Genomic DNA, 14,972 nt, shown 5'->3' on the forward strand with positions numbered 1-14,972 from the left:
CAAGTGGACTGAAAGAAAGGGTCGAAGCGACTGGCTGTGGCGCCTGGGGCCAGGTTCCTAGGTGGGAGGGTTGTGAACTCCTTGGGGCACCTGGAACGGTGCAGATGGAGTGCCGATCGACGTGGCGAACCTCAGTGCCTGCCGAAGGGCGATCCCTCTCTGATGCGTGAAAACTGTTGGAGCAGGGGCCAGAAAGTCAGCGAGCTTCTTGTGTTGGCTCGGGTGGAGTGTCGGCCGTCATCGGTGCCTCCGATCTCGATGCACACAGTGTTGGTGTTCCAGGCGACAAGTGCAATCAGTGAAATCGCGCATTGCCGATCGGTCGCAGACCGCTGAGAGTGAAAACGGCGTGCCTAATGCGAGGGGAACCGACAGCAGATTGCTGCAGGTCTCTCCCTCAACTGAGGGATGTGCAACCCGTTGATCTCTGCCTCAATGAAGGGGCTGCACGATCCGGCGCGATGTCCCCCGCCTACGACCTCATCCTTGAGCGCGATGGTCAGCTGACCACCCACACCGTGGAGGTGGCCGATGCGCTCGAGGCCTGGCGGCTGGCTCGTGCGCGCTATCCATCCCGCATTCGCGGCGTGGTGTGGCGTGATCCCCAGCAGGTGCGTGCCGACCATCCGCGCTGAAACCGGGTATCCGTGTGGCGACCATGGAGCTTCGGCTCGACTCCCGTGCCAATCAGGAGGCGATCGCTCAGGCTTCTGAGTTGTTGAAGGAGCGCCGCATTGTTGTGGTGTTCGGCGATCGCCTGGCACTGGTTGCGTTTGTGCTAGTCGATGCGATTGCCTCGAGCCTGGTGGGTGCGGCCACCACCGAAGACGAGGGCTTTGAGCTGGTGTTGCGCACCCAGCCGGATCTGCTGATCTGCAGCTCTGATCTCGAATCCGGCTATGGCATCAACCTGATTCGCCGGGTGAAGGCAGAGTGCCCACCTGCCAGCTCATGATTGTGCTGGTGCGCGAAACCCAGGCGGTGGTGCAGGAGGCAATGGAGGCCTTCGCGGATGGCGTGGTCTTCAAATCCAGCCTGGGCACCGGTCGCGGTGATCTGATCAATGTCCTGCGCACCCTCGCTGATGGCGGTGTGTACTTTCCTGAGCAGATCCGCCGCATCGCCGCCTCCACACCGCAACCCGATCTGCCTCCATTGGTGGAGGAACTCACCCCACGCGAACTGGAGGTGACCGCCGGCGTGGCGCGCGGTCTTAAGAACAACGCCATTGCCACCCTGCTCGGCCTCTCGGTGGAAACGGTGAAGAGCCACGTGGGGAACGCCATGGACAAACTCGGTGCTCGTGATCGCCCCAGATGGCGGTCACGGCCCTGCTATATGGCCTCATCGATCCCCTGCAGTGAGCAGCGTCAGCTGCAGCGTTTAAAGATCACGATGCTGCGGGTCGGGCCCTGTTTCGGCCAGTTGGGCATCACCCGCCATGGCGTTCGCACCGTGAGCTGGTCAGCGTCAATCGAGAAGTGGCGCATCTGTTCGGTACCCACCCATTCCGGCTTCCAGGCCACATCAACCGCAGTGATCCAGCGGTCGTCCTCCAGCCTGTAGGTTCCGGAGTAGGCCACCAGGCTGCTGAGCAGAGCCGCGTCGCCTTCGCGGTCGGTTGTGGGTGTGCGGCCTTCAGCAGTGAGCGTGAACGAAACCCGTCCTTCCGGGGTGAACAGCGCATAACCCGTTGGGTGGTCACCCATCGGCCTGAAGGTGTCGCCGCTGGTTTTCTCCTCCACCAGGTAGCTCACCAGTCGCCAGGCGCCATGGATGCAGGGAGCGGCGATGGCATCCAGTGACTGCAGACGCGTTGTGTTCAAGGCCGCATTGCGGGGCGCCCGGAACCTACCCGTGGTCACACAGGCGTCATTGAGGCCGGGGGGGCTGCATGAGGAGATCGAGATCCTTTCCTTTTGGGCTGGTAACAACCGCCACCGGATCGCCCTGCTCAGTCCGCGCGCTCGCAGTGCTCGTCGTCGCAGCGCACTGTGCAGCTGGGGGCTTTCTCGCCGTAGCTCTGCGGTTCGCGCATGGTCCAGTACTCATCCACCAGGCCCATCAGATAGGAGCCGAGCCGCTGCAGCAGGGAGCGATGTTTCATGTGTTCAAGATGCCATCGCTCCAGGCCGGCTGTCAGCAGGTGGTCCCGCAAGAGCATCAAAAAAGCCCTGCCGGAGCAGGGCGTCAGCACCGCCGGCTGGCGGTGGCCATTCACTTGGTCAACTGTCGACCGCGATACACCAGAACCACAGGCTGCCGGGTGGCAGCCGTGTGATTCGGCACGTACGTCTGGCCGCGATAGGTGAGCGTCATGATGGTTCCTCGAAGCAAGCTCAGGTCCCCGTTCCATGGCCTGAGTCGAACTGCGCCTCACCGGAGGTGAGGTGAACGTGTTCTTGTAGCTGTTGCTACAGACTCTTCATAGCGAAGCCGTCAACCACCGTGTCGTTCATTCGGATACACAGTGATGAATGGGCGGTGATCAACCCGCTTCCGGCAACGGACATGGCATCAGAGGCAAGCAATCCCCGGTGGGGTTAAGCCATTCATCGAATTCTCGGCGGATGGCCTCGGCGTCGGAGAGACGCTCGGTGCTGGCGAGCAGCTTGCTGCGTTGTTGGCTGTAGTCCACAGCGGAGCCGATCAATTCAATGGCCTGTTCGCTGGTCATGGCTGAACATGTCGATGAGGTCATGGTTGGGGGGACAGGGCAAGCCGGCCGTGACAACGGCGACAACTTTGCAAGTACGGCCTGGAAGATTTTCTGAACATGGCTCGTCAAGAGCCCTTGAATCCGCGAGGCTGCGTGAAGGAATCAAGGCGACGCAGATTCCGTTACACAACCGGTTTGACGATGAAGCTCAATCTTGCCCACTCCCATCCAATGGGAACGTTGATTGTGGAGGGCGTGCATCAGCCGTTCCGCGCCCTGGCCTGTGCTCTGAGGCCGACATCGATCAAGATTCAACCGAAAACCAATTCAGTGCAATCCTCAGTTGAAAAGCATGCGTTCAGCCTGGGCTGACTTCAAAACATGGCCATGGCTTTGATTTTGCTGAGTTTGGTTTGTTCAAGGCCTTCAAGGTCTTCGTAACTTATTAAATTTTGTTTGATCATGTCAGCCAGATTGAACAAAATATTGGCTGTGTCAAATTCAGCTCGTCCTTCATATTGATAACGTTCACTGCTGAGAAAATCGTGATATTTCCAGATTGATTCGGGTGTGTCGAGCAGAGCACTTTGCTCTCTCAAAATCACAATCAATGCTTCAATTGAGCGTTGTTTGCCAGTTTCGAAGGCGTTCCTGGCAATGGATTGTTCCTGGTGTGTCCAGTCAGCTGCTGACATGGTTTTGTCGAGGTGTGAGGTCGGGGCAGAGGTGCTGAACTGGGTTCAGATTTGAGCGTAAGCAGTGCGGGCTTCGGGGAGTTGATGCCAGGGCACTGTTGGATAACTGTGATGTTCGCGATGATAGCCAAAGTGGTAACAAGCTGCGAACGACAGTATCGGATGAAGATCGAGGCTGATTGGTTGATGGAAACCATCAGCTTGATGGGGGTTTTTGCGATGGGGCAGAAACGTTCCCACCACAAAAAGTTGCCAGGAGCTGATGATCAAAGGAATCACATAGATCAACGCCAGCGTGAGCAAAGGCTGATCCTGATTGGAGGGCATGATCAGCAGCAAAAGCCCCAAGCAGACCGCCAACCTCAGCAGCTGCATCGGATTCAGATAGTGACTGAGAAAGCGTGCATACCAGGCCAAGGGTGAAGGATCAGCCGCACTGCAGTAGTCGGGATCAGTGGCCGATCCAGGCGAGTGGTGATGCTGAATGTGATGGCTCAGGCACCTCTGGTAGTTCAGGCCGGCGTAAGCCCAGAGGCAACCTTGACCGATCCTTCGATTCAGCTTGCGGTGGCTTGCTGGAGCAAGGGTGCCATGCATGGCGTCGTGAGCCACGATGAACAGCCCGGTGTGCAGAAAGCTGCGCAGCATCACGAAGGCCATGAGGGCCAAAGGGTGGAGCTGCTGGAAGGGAAGGCGAAGACCCACCGCGAGGGTGAGCAACCAGGCGCAGCCGATCAGCCCCGCCAGTTGCAATCCCCTCCAGTGATTGGTCCCCGAGGGATCACTTGCCACCAAGCTTCAGCAGCTCGGCGGGGGAAGCGAGCAGGTCGATCGCCACGAAGTAGATCTTGTTGTTGTCGTCGAGCAGGAAGCGCCAGGCCACATTCATGCCCACTTCCCGGCCGAACCAAGGGGTTTGCACCTTGCCGGTGACCTTGATCTGGGTGAAGCCACCGTCGGCAGGTTCGCCGAAACCACCCTGGGGAATCAGCTTGAGGTTCTGACAGTCACGCTTGAAGAACTTGAGAATGGCCTCACGCCCCACGATCGGACGTTGGAAGGGAGGTTGCAGAGCACCGTCGTCGAGGAAGAGATCGATGAGGGTGTCGAAGTCGTTGGCGTTGAGCAGCTGCATGTAGCTGAGGATTGTCTGATTCAGCACACCGGGAATGAAGATCTCTTCACGCTGATCTTCAGGAGTCGGCGCCACGATCGGCTCAGCCACCACCTTGCTGTCGTCCACATCGGGGTCGTAGCCCATGTCGACGACGAAATTGCGCAGCAGGGTGATCTGTTGGCCCTGCTCCACCTTCTTCACCGCTTCCAGCACCGAGTTGGCGTTGGCAGAAAGCTTGTAGCCCTGGGGGATCGGGGCCACCTTGCCCTGACGCATGAGCTCTCCAAGCTCGTACCAGAAGCAGAGCTTCACGTTCACCGACCAGAAGGCATACCGGCAGGAGATCGGGCTGTTGATCTTGGCCGCCAGGTCGCACATCACCTTGGTTTGCTCGTCGAAGCTCATCGCCACGATTTCATCGAGGGTGGGCTTCGCCAGGGCCATGCGCGCGGCGCCGGGTGCAGCCACGGTGATGGTTTGTCCCATCTCCAGATAAGCGAACCAGATCAGGGCCAGTTGGTCTTCTGGGCTGAGCAGCTTGAAGCGTGCGGTGATGGCCGGAACCGCATCGGCGGTCATGGTCTCCGGGAAAATCTGACGAGCCTTGTCGAGCGTGAACATCCGGAGCGATCGAAGATTGCAAGACTGTAACGCTATGTTGCGATTCTGGCGATGTGCAAAAAAAATTTGTAAGTGGATCGCTGCTCGGGCGTGTTCGGCGCCGTCAGGCTTGCTGTGTCCGTTCTGTGCTGGACAGCAGCTTGGTCAGGAACTGATCCATCGCACGCACCGCCATAGCCCAGTTTGTGGATTCGCTGTGGCCTGAGCTTTTGCGCGGTTTGAAGCTGTGATCCCCGTCCGGCATCCAGGCCAGCTGCAGCTGTTCGGAGAGGGGGTAATGGGTCACCTCGTCGTGTCGACCCATCGCGTCACGTTCCCCTTGAACGATCAGCGTTGGTGTGCGCAGGCCGGCGAGGTGCTCCGTGCGCAGCCGGTCGGGCTTGCCGAGAGGATGAAAGGGGTAGCCAAGGCAGATGCAGGCCTGGATCGCTTGCTCATCGAGCAGCGCATCAGCCAGAAGGCTGGCCATGCGGCCACCCATCGATTTGCCGCCGATCACCAGGGGCTTGTCCTGATCCAGGGCTTCCACCTGCTCGCGAAAGCTGGTCAGCAGAACCTCTGCCTTGTCTGGCGGCCGCTTCTTGCCGCTGCTGCGTTGCCGTTGCATGTAAGGAAACTCGAAGCGCAGCACCTGCCAGCCGTTCTCGGCGAGGCCCAGGGCCATCGCCTCCATGAAGGGGCTGTCCATGCCGGCACCGGCTCCATGGGCCAGCAACACCCTCAGGGGTGCTGAGTCGGCTCCCGATACCAACAGGTTGTCCATCCACTCTCCATTGCCGCTCAGCATGATCTCTCAGTCGGGCGGCGTTAAAGGCCGATGGCCTGAAGCAGTCCTTCTCCTGTGAGCAGTTCCGTGGCGATGGCTGCGGCAAATCCCAGCATGGCCAGGCGTCCATTCAGTCGTTCGGCCCGTTCGTGGAAGCCCCATCCAGCCTCCGGGCTGGTGAGCTGCATCGGTGGTTCCTTGGCGTAAACGTTGTCGCGGCCCTCAGCATCGTGCGTGATCAGTCCGTTGGCTGCCTGCGTTGTGGATGCGGTCATGGTTGTTTCCGAGCGGGATCTGATCGGTCTATCCCTCCTGAAAACGTCACACACAGTGGGAGAGCCGACCGTTGTGGTTCGGTTTCAGGACCTGGCCTGTCGGGCTAGGGGCGGGTCGATGCAGTGAGTGCGCGTGTTCCCAAGGCTTCTTAGGCTGTTCTTCTCTTCCATCTATTCATGAATTCCCGGCAAGTTGGTGCGATCAGGCGTGCGGTGATCTACTTCGTTGTTGGATACGGCGGCTTGGCTGTGATTAACAACAGCGGTTTGGCTCCTGAGCGGATGTGGACTGCTTATCTGCCTCTGTTCGTGGGTGTGTATTTCTTTGCCCGTTGGGCTGACGCCAAGATCGGCGCCATCCAGAACAACGGTGACGACACGAATCAATCCAATTGAGAAGTCGGCTCTTGCAAGAGAACAACCCGTTCTGTCTCGATTTTTTTCTGAAAGGACCGGCGTAGGTCCAAATGATCAATCTTGACGGTATTCATTCATTGGCAGTGATCGCTCTTCCCCAATTGCCTGCTTGTCTTATGAGGCGACGATTGGAAGGATCCACCTTGAAAAACCTTGCTCTTCGATCTGTATATTCTCAAGCTCTTGATTCGTGCTCACTTGCTTGGTGATGAGGGAGGCCATGGCATCACACCTCAAATCAACGAAGTTGTCTGCTAGTGCTGGTGACGCTGAGAGAGGCAAGGCGCCAAGTAGGAGCGGGACTTTCATTGATGGAGTCCGGATCAATGAACCATGTCATCTGCATGGCGAAGAAAAGAGAGGTCTCTGCCAATATAGATTTCAAGATGGTAAAAGAGGACGTAGCCAGTGATGATGGTTGATCATCAGAGCGTTCGTCGTTCAGCCGTCTTGGCAACAAAAAACCCCGCCATCGCTGACGGGGTGAATGTTTTTGTCGATCGATCGACTGTATGACGTGTTGAAGCGTCTGGCTGCATGGCGCCTGGGGCCTGAAGTCCAGGGGTAAGGCTGATGGGGCTCCGGGGCACCTGTGGCTGCTTGCTGCGGCCGGAACGATGCAGTGGAGTGTCGGTCGACGTGGCGTACCAGTGATTGCCTGCCGAGGGACAAAGCCTCACGGATGGGTGGAAACTGTTGGAGCAGGGGCCGTTTGAGTCAGGCTGCTTTGTGATTGGGCTGGGGTGGAGTTTCGGCTGTCATCAGCGCCTCCGATCTCGATGTGCTTAGTTTCGTTGGCTTGAGCCGCTGAGGCAATCGGTGTTAAGGCGCATTGTTGCTCTGGTTAAAAGGAGCGAGAGTTTGGGGGATGTGCCTGCCGCGTCCGGCAGATCAGAGCGGATGGCCCTTCAGCTGCATTCGGCGGATTTCGTTCACGACGACGGCATCACCTACTGCATCCGCCGCAACTCCCTGGAGGAGGATTTCACGATCTTCGAGAAACGTGGCGATGCCTGGGTGGACTGCGGCCTCGATCAGGCCGTTCAAGAGTTGAACTTCTCGGAGTTCAAGCGGTTGGGGTTGTTGATCAAGCGAATCATGGATGCCGATCGTTGGCTGAGCTGAGCGTTTCTTGGGCACAGCTCCTCGCTCTGCTGCTGTTCGCCACGTCCGCGGCATCCTGCGGCGGTCTCCTCCTGCTTCAGCTGGGGTTGATGCGATGCCTGGCCAGCGCTCCTGTGCTGCGCCCGGATGCATCCCCCAGTGCCGGAAGCGCCAGCCTGACCGTGGTGATTCCGGCTTACAACGAGGCCGTCAACATCGGCCCCTGCCTCAGGCATGTGCTTGCCAGTGAGCCTCCATGCCGCGACTGGCGGGTGTTGGTTGTCGATGATGAATCCACCGATGCAACGGCGGAGCTGGCGACTGCCGTGCTGAAGGCTCACGCCACTGCTGGGATCCGTGGCGAGGTGGTGCATGCAGGCCCTCGTCCGGAGGGTGAACACTGGGTTGGCAAGAACTGGGCCTGCACCCGGGCGATGGAGCAGGTGCAGTCCGAGTGGGTGCTGTTCGTGGATGCGGATGTGCGTCTGAAGCCCGATGCCCTGCGCCGAGCCCTCGCGCAGGCGATCGATGAGGAGGCCGATCTGTTCAGCCTTGCTCCGCGCCTGGGCTGCGACTGCCTGGCGGAATGGATGGTTCAGCCAATCATGGCCAGCCTGCTGGGTCTTGGCTTTCCAATCGAGGAAGCCAACGATCCCGCCTCGCCGGTGTCGTTCGCAGCGGGCCCGTTCATGTTGTTTCGGCGTACGGCGTATGAGGCCATCGGTGGGCACCGCGCCCTCGCCGCTGAAGTGGTGGAGGATCTGGCTTTGGCCCGGCGTATCAAGAGCGAAGGCCTGCGTCTGCGTTATGTGCTGGGCCTTGATGCGGTGGATCTGCGCATGTACCCCAACCTTGCCTCCCTCTGGGAAGGCTGGACCAAAAACTGGTGCCTCGGCCTGGGTCGCAACGTGCTGAAAGCCCTAGCCGCTGCAGCCGTTGTGGTGCAGATGTTCAGTGTTCCCTGGATTCTGGCTGGAGCGATCCCCGCTCTGTTCCTGCTTTTCCCAGCTCCGTCGATCTGGTGGACGGGCAGTGTCGTCTTGGCGTTCTTGGCGATTGCTCAGCAATGTCTGCTGAGGCTTTACATCAGCAAAACGTTCGGAATTTCCACAACCCTGTGGTGGTTGATGGGGGTCGGTGGTCTGCTGGTGGGTGCGATCGGACCGGTCTCGGTCTGGCGGACTCTGACCGGTCGGGGATGGACCTGGAAAGGGCGTCAGCTCAGGCCGAGCACACCGAAGGTGATCTGACTGAGGATGCCGTGGCCGGTGAGGGCTTCGGTGAGAACGCCGATCACGAAACCGAGCATGGCCACGCGACCGTTCAGCAGCTCAGCGCTTGCCATGCGCTCGCCTTTGATCTGTGCGGCAGCAGCGTCCTGGAACCAGGCGTCCTGTTTGGTTGAAGTTGAATCCATGAACTTCTGTTCGATTAACAGAACGTTACGACTCTTTGTTAAGGAATGCAACGTCCCGGCGTTACGGCCAGGCCGGGCTCAAGGGCAGCAGGTCTCCCTGGGTGTCGTAGCGGCGCACCATCTGTCGCACGGTTCCACCCGGCAGGGTCCAGCGCAGCCCGCAAGCAGTGGCGTCTCTGCTCTGGCGATCGCGCTGGTCGAGAAGCAGTTCAACGCCGTCTTCAGGTTCCCAGATCACCAGCTCCGCCGCGCTGCGCGTGCGGCACTGAAGACGCTGTACAGGCGCCTCAGGTGTTCTGCTGCCTTCCGTCTCCACCACGTACACCACTTGTTCCAGCCCGCTCACTCCATGACGGACCACGATTCGTCTGCGAGCCTTTTGATGCACCACGCAGAGTTCCGCCACCCAGCTCCTGGGCGTGATGCTTGAGGGGCCAAGGGACCATCCGCCCTGGGAACTCACCTGCATGGCGGGCGGCAGGGTCTGAAAGGTCATCGACCGCTGCTGGCCGGTGTGTTCGTAGGAGAGGCAGGCTTGAATCAGCCCGTCGCACTCCTTCACCGAAAGCGACGTGGGGAAGCGTGCCTGCTCGAAGCCATCCCCATTGAGACGGATGAAGCATCCCGCCCATCGGCCGATGTTGTGCTGCAGCAACGCTGCCCGTTGGTCGTGCATGGCGGCTGGTGAGGAGCTAAGCGCCTTCAGGTTGGCGCGCCGTCAGGGACGATGGAGCCTTCTGCTCCTGCAAGGCGCGATGGACTCCTCCCCAGTGCAGGCGTTTCTGGCCCATCTCGGCCGTGACCCTCGGCTGCAGGCGCAGGTGCAGGCCGCCGTCACAGCCGATGAGGTGGCCCTGCTGGCTCAGGAGCTCGGCTATGCAGTGTCCGGGAGTGATCTGCTGCTGCTCTCTGGCCGCAGTGTTGATGGCGTGCGGGTGACCCGCGTGGATCACCCGGGGGAATACCCCGGCCGGTATTACTGAAACCGGCTCAGCTCACGTGCAGGGCCAGGAAGGCATCGTCGAGGGCGGTCATCTCGGCTTCGTCGTCCTGAAAGCAGCTGCTGTAGAGCAGGTTGAGGATGCGACCCACCTCCAGGTCGCGGTCGGCAACCTCCTGCCACAGGCGCTGGCTGAGCACACCATCGGCCAGAACGAACTGCGCCTGCACAAGCGCGCGCGTGATGGCGAAGTAGCTCTGACGGTCGTTGCGCAGGCGGCACTCAGCGGTTGGCTGGGCAGTCGTCAGCAGAGTCTCCTGCTTCCTAACGTCGGCTGTCTTGGTCGAGAACTGGTTCATGCTGTGCACCGTTGACCATGTTTTCAGTCTTGTGTCCTGTGTCGAAAGGCACAATCAGCGTTCCTACCCATGCCTGAAAGCGAGCTCACTCACGAACTGAACGGCAAGCCCATCAGGATCTCCGTGCCCAGCGATCGCCTTGTGGTGGATCGGGTGGCCCGGCACATGCAGCGCCGTCTCGCTGAGAACGACTGGCGACCCTATGGCTCGCAAGCCGACGCTCTTCAGGCCTGGGCGCGCCTTGGCGGCATCCGCATGGATGTGCTCCGGGCCTTGGATTTGCTGTGAGTCGTCCCGTTGAACGTTTTGATTCCGCCGATCTCGACCGGATCATTGAAATGGCCTGGGAAGACCGCACCACCTTTGAGGCCATCCAGCATCAGTTCGGTCTCGGCGAACCGCAGGTGATCGCCATCATGCGCAGCGCGCTGAAACCCTGCTCCTTCCGGATGTGGCGCAAACGCGTGAGCGGACGTCGCACAAAGCACGGCATCACCAGTCAGTCGTCGCGCTTCCGGGCCAGCGGCCACCGTTAGTGGCACGCTGAAGAGGTTGCTCCCCTCGCCATGAAGCAGCTGCCTGGCCGGGGCCGGCCGAAGTGGATCCAACAACTGGCTGCATTGGGTGCAGCCGTTGTCGGCACGATCTGGCTGGTCACCCTGCTTCCCGTTCTGCTGTTCGTGGGGCTGATTGCGGGATTGCTGCTGATCCCCGTTCTCAGACAGCTGAGGCTTGAGGTGGAGCAGCTGGAGCGGCGTCAGCGTGGTGAGCCTCCTCTCCCTAGAGATGTCACGCCCTGGCACCGCAGGATCTGGAATCAATGGCGCGGCCGCTGAACCGCGTTCAGCATGAAGGCAGAGCCTGTTCTGTCTTGATCGTCCATGGAGTTCACCCTTGAGCAGCTCTCCCCCGACAACGTCACGTCGCTGTTCGATGGAGCCTTCTATAAGGCCGAGACCAACCGGGTTTGCAACCAGGATGATCAAACAGATGTGGCCGTGACCACCACGGTCTGGTCGGATGGACGTCCTGTGCAGGTGTATGCCAGCCCAACCGATCAGGTGTTCGTCTTCCGTTACAGCGCTAATTACGGAGAGGCGGCGGAGGCCCAGGTGCTCAGGGCTTGCAATCTGATCGATGAATTCCCCGTCCACGCCCGTGCCGAGAAGGACGAGGGTGGTGCCTGGGTGATCACCTTTATCTATAAGCACATCGTGCCGGAGGGGGTGGGCCTTGGTGCTCGGGAAATCGTCGGGGTGTTCCGGGTGTTCGAGAAACTGCTCACGGCCCATATGCAGAACTTTCACGCTCTGGTGATGCAGGCGGAGTGATCCAGGGGTAGTCCGCCAGGATCCGCCGCAGTGAACAGAGCATGGCCAGAACGTCGTGTTGCTCAACCCGACGGCTCCGGCCCGTGTCCTGCGGGTGTCCCATCCAATTCCCGAAGGTGCGCACCTGGTGCATGCAGCTCAGCAGCCAGGGGTCCAGCCCCAGGCTGCGCAACTGCTGAATACCGCTGTTGAGGCCTCGCTGCTGCTGGTCTCCGCACTGATGCAGACAGTGCGCCACCAGACGCTCCAGCAGCCGGCGCGAATGCAGCCCCAGGGAGATCGGTGAGACCTGGTCACTCTGGAGAAGCTGGATCAGTTCTGTGAGGTCCGCGGCGACCCGCAGTCGCTTCAGGCTGTCGTCCTCCAGAACGCAGCGGCAGAGATGGCGCAGGCTCTCCAGAGCGTCGAGATCTCGGGGCAGTTCCACCAGGGTGTGGTGGGGATCCTGGCGCTGAATCCTGCGATCGATCGTGGTGCCGAGCGGGCGCAGCACCTGATCATCCCGATCAAACAGGATCAGCCTGTGCAGCTCAGGCAGATGCCGGAAGGCCTGTTTGCAGATGTCCAGCAGGTGGGGGTAATCGGCGGCAGCGTCGGGACCGTTGGGGTGGAGACCAAACAGCGGCGCAGCCACGGTGCGGCAGTGGATCCCCTGCATCGGCAGGATGGCCAGAAGCGAGAACAGGCGGTTGAACGCATTCCAAGGTTGATCCCGCTCCTGTTCATGGCCAAGACCTCCGGCCACCACCGCCACCCGCTGAAAGTGGCTGGTCACCGGGCGTCCTCCCGGCCCTGCGGGGACAGGATGCAAGCTCAGTTCAGCGCTGACCCAGCTGTTCACCAGGCTGCCGCTGAGATCCACGGCACGTTGTGTGCTCTGAAGCCTGAGCCCGTAGTCCCGTTGCAGTCGGGTGAGGAAGGCGTCCGCTGCTCCACCATCTGCCAGGCCATCGGACGACACGGCCAGGAGATCGGCCTCGATTCCCAGACCGGCAAACGCACCGGCGCGGAGCTCCAGGTTGCGCGTGCCGCTACTGGTCTCCAGATCGAAGGCATTCAGCAGCATCGCTGCGTTCCACACATCTCGCTTCAGGATGGCGACCAAGGCGGATCGACGCCCGCAGCGCGCTCCTGGCAAAGTGATGCAGTGCATGCGGCAGTGCCATGGATGCCACCACCCCCCTCGACCAGGCCAAGGCCATCGCTGAGGCCATCGAACGCATCGCCAACCAGCTCACCCCAGCTGTGATCCGCGCCGCGCGCAACGATGGCGGGGGACGAAACGATCTCGATCGGATCGAATATGCCCTCGGCACCATCGGCAAGGCGTTGATCCTCACCGACTACACGATCGATGAGGAGAAAGACATGGACAAGCTTCAGGCCTTTCGGGACTCCCAACAGACCTGAGGGGCGCAGCGGGTGTAGACCAGAAACAGACGAGGAGGAACGATGAACAATCTCTTCAAACGCCCGCAGGCTCTCAACACCAAGCCCATCTCCCGCCCGCCCCTCGACCACCGCGGCGAGGATCTGGAGTATTGGAGCCGTCGTTGCGCTGCTGATCCAACGGCGCCCGGGTGCAAGTTGTACGACGTCTGAATCGACCATGCCCTTAATCAACGTGCGCACGTCGTTGGCCTCTGTCGACGATGGCGATGGATTGCTGCAGCAGCTGTCGTCGTTGCTGGCAGAGCAGACCGGCAAGCCCGAGGCTTATGTGATGGCGCTGCTGGAGAGCGCTGTGCCGATGACCTTCGCCGGCAGCTCAGAACCCTGCGCCTATGTGGAGGTGAAGTCCATTGGTGCCCTCCGTCCCCCAGCCATGACCGCGGCCTTTTGCGATCTGATCAGTGCGCGAACGGGGATTGCTGCAAACCGCATCTACATCGGTTTTGAGGATGTGCCGGCGAGCTGCTGGGGCTGGAACGGCTCCACATTCGGTTGAGCGCGTCAGTCGCCCTGAGGGACAAGGTCGATCACCACCGCGGTCGCCTTGGTGCTACTGGTGTTGCGCCAGCCATGCAGAACGCCGCTGGATTCAAACACTGCGTCTCCAGCGCGTCGCTCGATCGCACGCACTCCGGCGTTGTCCTCCCTGTATTCCACGAGTGTGCCGCTCAGCATGTAAGCAACTCCAGGCCTCTGATGATGTTCGTGCCATGCAACCGATCCGCCAGGCAGGATTGTGATGCGCCTGGCGCGAAGTTCCCTGCCTTTCAGTGCCTTGAATTCCTTGGCAAGGCCGAGGGCGCCGAGTGATTCCACCCGAACCTGCCGGGTCTTCGCTGGCGCACCTCCGATGGCTGGTCGCAGCTCCGCACTGGGAGTGACGGGATGGGCCATTGATCCCGTGGCCCATCCCGCCAGAAGGAGGACCTTGGCGAGTTGCCTGCGCATCCGCATCAGCGTTGACCCAGCAACTCGTCCCAGCTGATCAACTGAGATGACTGGATTCGGTGGACGTCTTCTTTTGCCGGGCGGCAACGGGCGGGCTGATCGGTCGAAACAGGATTGGTCCGAAAGGGTTCAGACAACAAAAAATGCTGTCTCCCTTGATGGGCAAGGTTTTTCATTGTGGGCTCTTAATCGAGGTATTTGGATCGCGCTGAAGGTTTGTTTCAGGCTCTCTTGGCGTGCAGCTGACAACTGTCAAAACTGCTTCACCTTTCAATATTGCCACGAATCAGAGTTTTTGTCCTGTTCAGGTCATACTTTGACCCCCTTGCACAAGCCCCATGGCAGTTCTGGGACGGCAGGCCATTCTTCAGGCGATTGACTCCGGGGCGATCACAATCACACCCTTCAGCCCTGAGCTTGTGGGTCCCGCTTCCGTGGATCTCACCCTGGCCGGCAGCTTCCGGGTGTTCCGCAAGGTGCATGAGGTGATCGCCGTGTGTGAAGACACCGATTACCGGGAGTTCACCGAGAAGGTGGACGTGCCGGAGGAGGGGCACATCCTGATCATGCCCGGCGAAACAATCCTGGGGATCACCCGGGAGCGCCTCAGGCTTGGACCGGGATTGTGCGGTTGGTTGGAGGGGCGCAGCCGATTCGCCCGTTTGGGATTGATGGTGCACATCAGTGCTCCCTTCATGGGACCCGGGATCGACAGTCAGCAGGTGCTGGAGATGAGCAACTTCGGCCCGGCACCGTTGGCCGTGGTTCCTGGTACCGCCATCTGCCAGTTCATCTTTCAGGAGCTGGATGGTGAGGAGCACTACGAAGGTCGTTTTGCTGGCCAGACCCAGCAGAGCTTCTGATCGCGCGT

The 14,972-nt window shown here is 60.3% G+C and carries 28 protein-coding genes and 1 pseudogene; 15 read left to right on the forward strand and 14 right to left on the reverse strand.

Features of this window, described 5'->3' with window-relative positions; translation table 11 throughout:
* Positions 1–410: 410 nt before the first annotated feature.
* The 3 genes and pseudogenes from SynBMKMC1_RS05325 to SynBMKMC1_RS14655 all read left to right on the forward strand — a co-directional run.
* Positions 411–635 (forward strand): hypothetical protein, encoded by a 225-nt coding sequence (locus SynBMKMC1_RS05325; RefSeq protein WP_186473510.1) that lies wholly within the window; start codon positions 411–413, stop codon positions 633–635.
* Between the two features lie 23 nt (positions 636–658).
* Entirely contained in the window at positions 659–955 is a 297-nt protein-coding gene (locus SynBMKMC1_RS14650; RefSeq protein WP_255486331.1) for a hypothetical protein, read from the forward strand.
* 41 nt (positions 956–996) lie between these two features.
* A pseudogene (locus SynBMKMC1_RS14655) lies at positions 997–1,254 on the forward strand (DNA-binding response regulator); the annotation flags it as partial.
* A 116-nt stretch (positions 1,255–1,370) separates the two neighbouring features.
* Here SynBMKMC1_RS14655 and SynBMKMC1_RS05335 read toward each other — a convergent pair.
* The 9 genes from SynBMKMC1_RS05335 to SynBMKMC1_RS05375 all read right to left on the reverse strand — a co-directional run bounded on the left by SynBMKMC1_RS05335 (position 1,371) and on the right by SynBMKMC1_RS05375 (position 6,133).
* Positions 1,371–1,865: a lipocalin-like domain-containing protein gene (locus SynBMKMC1_RS05335; protein ID WP_370593943.1), complete on the reverse strand. Its 495-nt coding sequence runs from the start codon at positions 1,863–1,865 to the stop codon at positions 1,371–1,373.
* An 89-nt stretch (positions 1,866–1,954) separates the two neighbouring features.
* Complete coding sequence (locus SynBMKMC1_RS14525) at positions 1,955–2,107, reverse strand: hypothetical protein (RefSeq protein ID WP_222930385.1); 153 nt, start codon at positions 2,105–2,107, stop codon at positions 1,955–1,957.
* Positions 2,108–2,217: 110 nt separating this feature from the next.
* The gene (locus SynBMKMC1_RS05345; RefSeq protein WP_186472969.1) at positions 2,218–2,319 is read right to left on the reverse strand and encodes a DUF4278 domain-containing protein; all 102 of its coding nucleotides are present in this window, start codon (positions 2,317–2,319) and stop codon (positions 2,218–2,220) included.
* 169 nt (positions 2,320–2,488) lie between these two features.
* Positions 2,489–2,677 (reverse strand): hypothetical protein, encoded by a 189-nt coding sequence (locus SynBMKMC1_RS05350; protein WP_186472970.1) that lies wholly within the window; start codon positions 2,675–2,677, stop codon positions 2,489–2,491.
* Between the two features lie 356 nt (positions 2,678–3,033).
* On the reverse strand, positions 3,034–3,354 hold the full coding sequence (locus SynBMKMC1_RS05355; protein WP_186472971.1) for a hypothetical protein: 321 nt from the start codon (positions 3,352–3,354) through the stop codon (positions 3,034–3,036).
* A gap of 45 nt (positions 3,355–3,399) precedes the next feature.
* Positions 3,400–4,146 (reverse strand): fatty acid desaturase, encoded by a 747-nt coding sequence (locus tag SynBMKMC1_RS05360; protein ID WP_186472972.1) that lies wholly within the window; start codon positions 4,144–4,146, stop codon positions 3,400–3,402.
* The gene (locus SynBMKMC1_RS05365; RefSeq protein WP_186472973.1) at positions 4,136–5,092 is read right to left on the reverse strand and encodes an orange carotenoid-binding protein; all 957 of its coding nucleotides are present in this window, start codon (positions 5,090–5,092) and stop codon (positions 4,136–4,138) included. Before SynBMKMC1_RS05365 ends, SynBMKMC1_RS05360 begins: the two co-directional genes overlap by 11 nt.
* Positions 5,093–5,195: 103 nt before the next feature.
* Entirely contained in the window at positions 5,196–5,879 is a 684-nt protein-coding gene (locus SynBMKMC1_RS05370) for an alpha/beta fold hydrolase (RefSeq protein ID WP_186472974.1), read from the reverse strand.
* Positions 5,880–5,899: 20 nt separating this feature from the next.
* The gene (locus tag SynBMKMC1_RS05375; protein ID WP_186472975.1) at positions 5,900–6,133 is read right to left on the reverse strand and encodes a chlorophyll a/b-binding protein; all 234 of its coding nucleotides are present in this window, start codon (positions 6,131–6,133) and stop codon (positions 5,900–5,902) included.
* Positions 6,134–6,310: 177 nt separating this feature from the next.
* Here SynBMKMC1_RS05375 and SynBMKMC1_RS05380 point away from each other — a divergent pair, with 177 nt between their 5' ends.
* The 3 genes from SynBMKMC1_RS05380 (at position 6,311) to SynBMKMC1_RS05390 (ending at position 8,904) form a co-directional block, all read left to right on the forward strand.
* Complete coding sequence (locus SynBMKMC1_RS05380) at positions 6,311–6,529, forward strand: hypothetical protein (RefSeq protein ID WP_011932840.1); 219 nt, start codon at positions 6,311–6,313, stop codon at positions 6,527–6,529.
* A gap of 921 nt (positions 6,530–7,450) precedes the next feature.
* On the forward strand, positions 7,451–7,675 hold the full coding sequence (locus tag SynBMKMC1_RS05385; protein ID WP_186472976.1) for a hypothetical protein: 225 nt from the start codon (positions 7,451–7,453) through the stop codon (positions 7,673–7,675).
* Positions 7,663–8,904, forward strand: a complete 1,242-nt coding sequence (locus tag SynBMKMC1_RS05390) for a glycosyltransferase family 2 protein (protein WP_186472977.1) — start codon at positions 7,663–7,665, stop codon at positions 8,902–8,904. The genes SynBMKMC1_RS05385 and SynBMKMC1_RS05390 overlap by 13 nt, the downstream gene beginning before the upstream one ends.
* Here the strand turns inward: SynBMKMC1_RS05390 and SynBMKMC1_RS05395 are convergent.
* Together SynBMKMC1_RS05395 and SynBMKMC1_RS05400 are read right to left on the reverse strand one after the other, a co-directional pair.
* Positions 8,871–9,071: a chlorophyll a/b-binding protein gene (locus tag SynBMKMC1_RS05395; RefSeq protein WP_186472978.1), complete on the reverse strand. Its 201-nt coding sequence runs from the start codon at positions 9,069–9,071 to the stop codon at positions 8,871–8,873. The two genes, SynBMKMC1_RS05390 and SynBMKMC1_RS05395, sit on opposite strands and share 34 nt — an antisense overlap.
* A 61-nt stretch (positions 9,072–9,132) precedes the next feature.
* On the reverse strand, positions 9,133–9,747 hold the full coding sequence (locus tag SynBMKMC1_RS05400) for a DUF3598 family protein (RefSeq protein ID WP_186472979.1): 615 nt from the start codon (positions 9,745–9,747) through the stop codon (positions 9,133–9,135).
* Between the two features lie 79 nt (positions 9,748–9,826).
* On the opposite strand from SynBMKMC1_RS05400, the gene SynBMKMC1_RS05405 reads away from it, so the two are divergent.
* Complete coding sequence (locus SynBMKMC1_RS05405) at positions 9,827–10,054, forward strand: Nif11-like leader peptide family natural product precursor (protein WP_186472980.1); 228 nt, start codon at positions 9,827–9,829, stop codon at positions 10,052–10,054.
* Between the two features lie 7 nt (positions 10,055–10,061).
* On the opposite strand, the gene SynBMKMC1_RS05410 is transcribed toward SynBMKMC1_RS05405, so the two are convergent.
* The gene (locus SynBMKMC1_RS05410) at positions 10,062–10,370 is read right to left on the reverse strand and encodes a hypothetical protein (protein WP_186472981.1); all 309 of its coding nucleotides are present in this window, start codon (positions 10,368–10,370) and stop codon (positions 10,062–10,064) included.
* Positions 10,371–10,439: 69 nt separating this feature from the next.
* Here SynBMKMC1_RS05410 and SynBMKMC1_RS05415 point away from each other — a divergent pair, with 69 nt between their 5' ends.
* Genes SynBMKMC1_RS05415 through SynBMKMC1_RS05430 form a run of 4 tightly spaced genes read left to right on the forward strand, consistent with a single transcriptional unit; the run spans position 10,440 to position 11,701 of the window.
* Positions 10,440–10,658, forward strand: a complete 219-nt coding sequence (locus SynBMKMC1_RS05415) for a hypothetical protein (RefSeq protein ID WP_186472982.1) — start codon at positions 10,440–10,442, stop codon at positions 10,656–10,658.
* Positions 10,655–10,906 carry a TIGR03643 family protein gene (locus SynBMKMC1_RS05420; protein ID WP_186472983.1) on the forward strand — a complete coding sequence of 84 codons (252 nt, stop codon included), beginning with the start codon at positions 10,655–10,657 and terminating at the stop codon, positions 10,904–10,906. The genes SynBMKMC1_RS05415 and SynBMKMC1_RS05420 overlap by 4 nt, the downstream gene beginning before the upstream one ends.
* 30 nt (positions 10,907–10,936) lie before the next feature.
* Positions 10,937–11,206 carry a hypothetical protein gene (locus SynBMKMC1_RS05425; protein ID WP_186472984.1) on the forward strand — a complete coding sequence of 90 codons (270 nt, stop codon included), beginning with the start codon at positions 10,937–10,939 and terminating at the stop codon, positions 11,204–11,206.
* Between the two features lie 45 nt (positions 11,207–11,251).
* Positions 11,252–11,701, forward strand: a complete 450-nt coding sequence (locus SynBMKMC1_RS05430; protein ID WP_186472985.1) for a hypothetical protein — start codon at positions 11,252–11,254, stop codon at positions 11,699–11,701.
* Here SynBMKMC1_RS05430 and SynBMKMC1_RS05435 read toward each other — a convergent pair.
* Positions 11,652–12,854, reverse strand: coding sequence for a DUF4145 domain-containing protein (locus SynBMKMC1_RS05435; RefSeq protein WP_186472986.1), 1,203 nt, complete (start codon positions 12,852–12,854; stop codon positions 11,652–11,654). The genes SynBMKMC1_RS05430 and SynBMKMC1_RS05435 overlap by 50 nt on opposite strands.
* 11 nt (positions 12,855–12,865) lie before the next feature.
* Between SynBMKMC1_RS05435 and SynBMKMC1_RS05440 the strand changes: the two genes are divergently transcribed.
* The 3 genes from SynBMKMC1_RS05440 to SynBMKMC1_RS05450 are packed head-to-tail and all read left to right on the forward strand — an operon-like array spanning position 12,866 to position 13,649.
* Entirely contained in the window at positions 12,866–13,111 is a 246-nt protein-coding gene (locus SynBMKMC1_RS05440) for a hypothetical protein (RefSeq protein WP_186472987.1), read from the forward strand.
* A 42-nt stretch (positions 13,112–13,153) separates the two neighbouring features.
* On the forward strand, positions 13,154–13,303 hold the full coding sequence (locus tag SynBMKMC1_RS05445; RefSeq protein ID WP_186472988.1) for a hypothetical protein: 150 nt from the start codon (positions 13,154–13,156) through the stop codon (positions 13,301–13,303).
* Between the two features lie 7 nt (positions 13,304–13,310).
* Positions 13,311–13,649 (forward strand): phenylpyruvate tautomerase MIF-related protein, encoded by a 339-nt coding sequence (locus tag SynBMKMC1_RS05450; protein WP_186472989.1) that lies wholly within the window; start codon positions 13,311–13,313, stop codon positions 13,647–13,649.
* Between the two features lie 5 nt (positions 13,650–13,654).
* Here SynBMKMC1_RS05450 and SynBMKMC1_RS05455 read toward each other — a convergent pair whose 3' ends face one another.
* A complete protein-coding gene (locus SynBMKMC1_RS05455; protein WP_186472990.1) occupies positions 13,655–14,101 on the reverse strand; it encodes a cupin domain-containing protein in 447 nt (148 codons plus the stop codon).
* A gap of 338 nt (positions 14,102–14,439) precedes the next feature.
* Between SynBMKMC1_RS05455 and dcd the strand changes: the two genes are divergently transcribed.
* The gene (gene dcd, locus SynBMKMC1_RS05460; protein WP_186472991.1) at positions 14,440–14,964 is read left to right on the forward strand and encodes a dCTP deaminase; all 525 of its coding nucleotides are present in this window, start codon (positions 14,440–14,442) and stop codon (positions 14,962–14,964) included.
* Positions 14,965–14,972: the final 8 nt, after the last annotated feature.

This window comes from Synechococcus sp. BMK-MC-1 (assembly GCF_014279955.1).
Classification (GTDB): domain Bacteria; phylum Cyanobacteriota; class Cyanobacteriia; order PCC-6307; family Cyanobiaceae; genus Synechococcus_C.

Coding starts and splice junctions, on each gene's coding strand:
- SynBMKMC1_RS14650 (WP_255486331.1), top strand. CDS start 659: ATGGAGCTTCGGCTCGACTCCCGTGCCAATCAGGAGGCGATCGCTCAG.
- SynBMKMC1_RS14525 (WP_222930385.1), bottom strand. CDS start 2,107: ATGAAACATCGCTCCCTGCTGCAGCGGCTCGGCTCCTATCTGATGGGC.
- SynBMKMC1_RS05345 (WP_186472969.1), bottom strand. CDS start 2,319: ATGACGCTCACCTATCGCGGCCAGACGTACGTGCCGAATCACACGGCT.
- SynBMKMC1_RS05350 (WP_186472970.1), bottom strand. CDS start 2,677: ATGACCAGCGAACAGGCCATTGAATTGATCGGCTCCGCTGTGGACTAC.
- SynBMKMC1_RS05355 (WP_186472971.1), bottom strand. CDS start 3,354: ATGTCAGCAGCTGACTGGACACACCAGGAACAATCCATTGCCAGGAAC.
- SynBMKMC1_RS05365 (WP_186472973.1), bottom strand. CDS start 5,092: ATGTTCACGCTCGACAAGGCTCGTCAGATTTTCCCGGAGACCATGACC.
- SynBMKMC1_RS05370 (WP_186472974.1), bottom strand. CDS start 5,879: ATGCTGAGCGGCAATGGAGAGTGGATGGACAACCTGTTGGTATCGGGA.
- SynBMKMC1_RS05375 (WP_186472975.1), bottom strand. CDS start 6,133: ATGACCGCATCCACAACGCAGGCAGCCAACGGACTGATCACGCACGAT.
- SynBMKMC1_RS05380 (WP_011932840.1), top strand. CDS start 6,311: ATGAATTCCCGGCAAGTTGGTGCGATCAGGCGTGCGGTGATCTACTTC.
- SynBMKMC1_RS05385 (WP_186472976.1), top strand. CDS start 7,451: ATGGCCCTTCAGCTGCATTCGGCGGATTTCGTTCACGACGACGGCATC.
- SynBMKMC1_RS05395 (WP_186472978.1), bottom strand. CDS start 9,071: ATGGATTCAACTTCAACCAAACAGGACGCCTGGTTCCAGGACGCTGCT.
- SynBMKMC1_RS05400 (WP_186472979.1), bottom strand. CDS start 9,747: ATGCACGACCAACGGGCAGCGTTGCTGCAGCACAACATCGGCCGATGG.
- SynBMKMC1_RS05405 (WP_186472980.1), top strand. CDS start 9,827: ATGGACTCCTCCCCAGTGCAGGCGTTTCTGGCCCATCTCGGCCGTGAC.
- SynBMKMC1_RS05410 (WP_186472981.1), bottom strand. CDS start 10,370: ATGAACCAGTTCTCGACCAAGACAGCCGACGTTAGGAAGCAGGAGACT.
- SynBMKMC1_RS05415 (WP_186472982.1), top strand. CDS start 10,440: ATGCCTGAAAGCGAGCTCACTCACGAACTGAACGGCAAGCCCATCAGG.
- SynBMKMC1_RS05425 (WP_186472984.1), top strand. CDS start 10,937: ATGAAGCAGCTGCCTGGCCGGGGCCGGCCGAAGTGGATCCAACAACTG.
- SynBMKMC1_RS05430 (WP_186472985.1), top strand. CDS start 11,252: ATGGAGTTCACCCTTGAGCAGCTCTCCCCCGACAACGTCACGTCGCTG.
- SynBMKMC1_RS05435 (WP_186472986.1), bottom strand. CDS start 12,854: ATGCACTGCATCACTTTGCCAGGAGCGCGCTGCGGGCGTCGATCCGCC.
- SynBMKMC1_RS05440 (WP_186472987.1), top strand. CDS start 12,866: ATGGATGCCACCACCCCCCTCGACCAGGCCAAGGCCATCGCTGAGGCC.
- SynBMKMC1_RS05445 (WP_186472988.1), top strand. CDS start 13,154: ATGAACAATCTCTTCAAACGCCCGCAGGCTCTCAACACCAAGCCCATC.
- SynBMKMC1_RS05450 (WP_186472989.1), top strand. CDS start 13,311: ATGCCCTTAATCAACGTGCGCACGTCGTTGGCCTCTGTCGACGATGGC.
- SynBMKMC1_RS05455 (WP_186472990.1), bottom strand. CDS start 14,101: ATGCGCAGGCAACTCGCCAAGGTCCTCCTTCTGGCGGGATGGGCCACG.
- dcd (WP_186472991.1), top strand. CDS start 14,440: ATGGCAGTTCTGGGACGGCAGGCCATTCTTCAGGCGATTGACTCCGGG.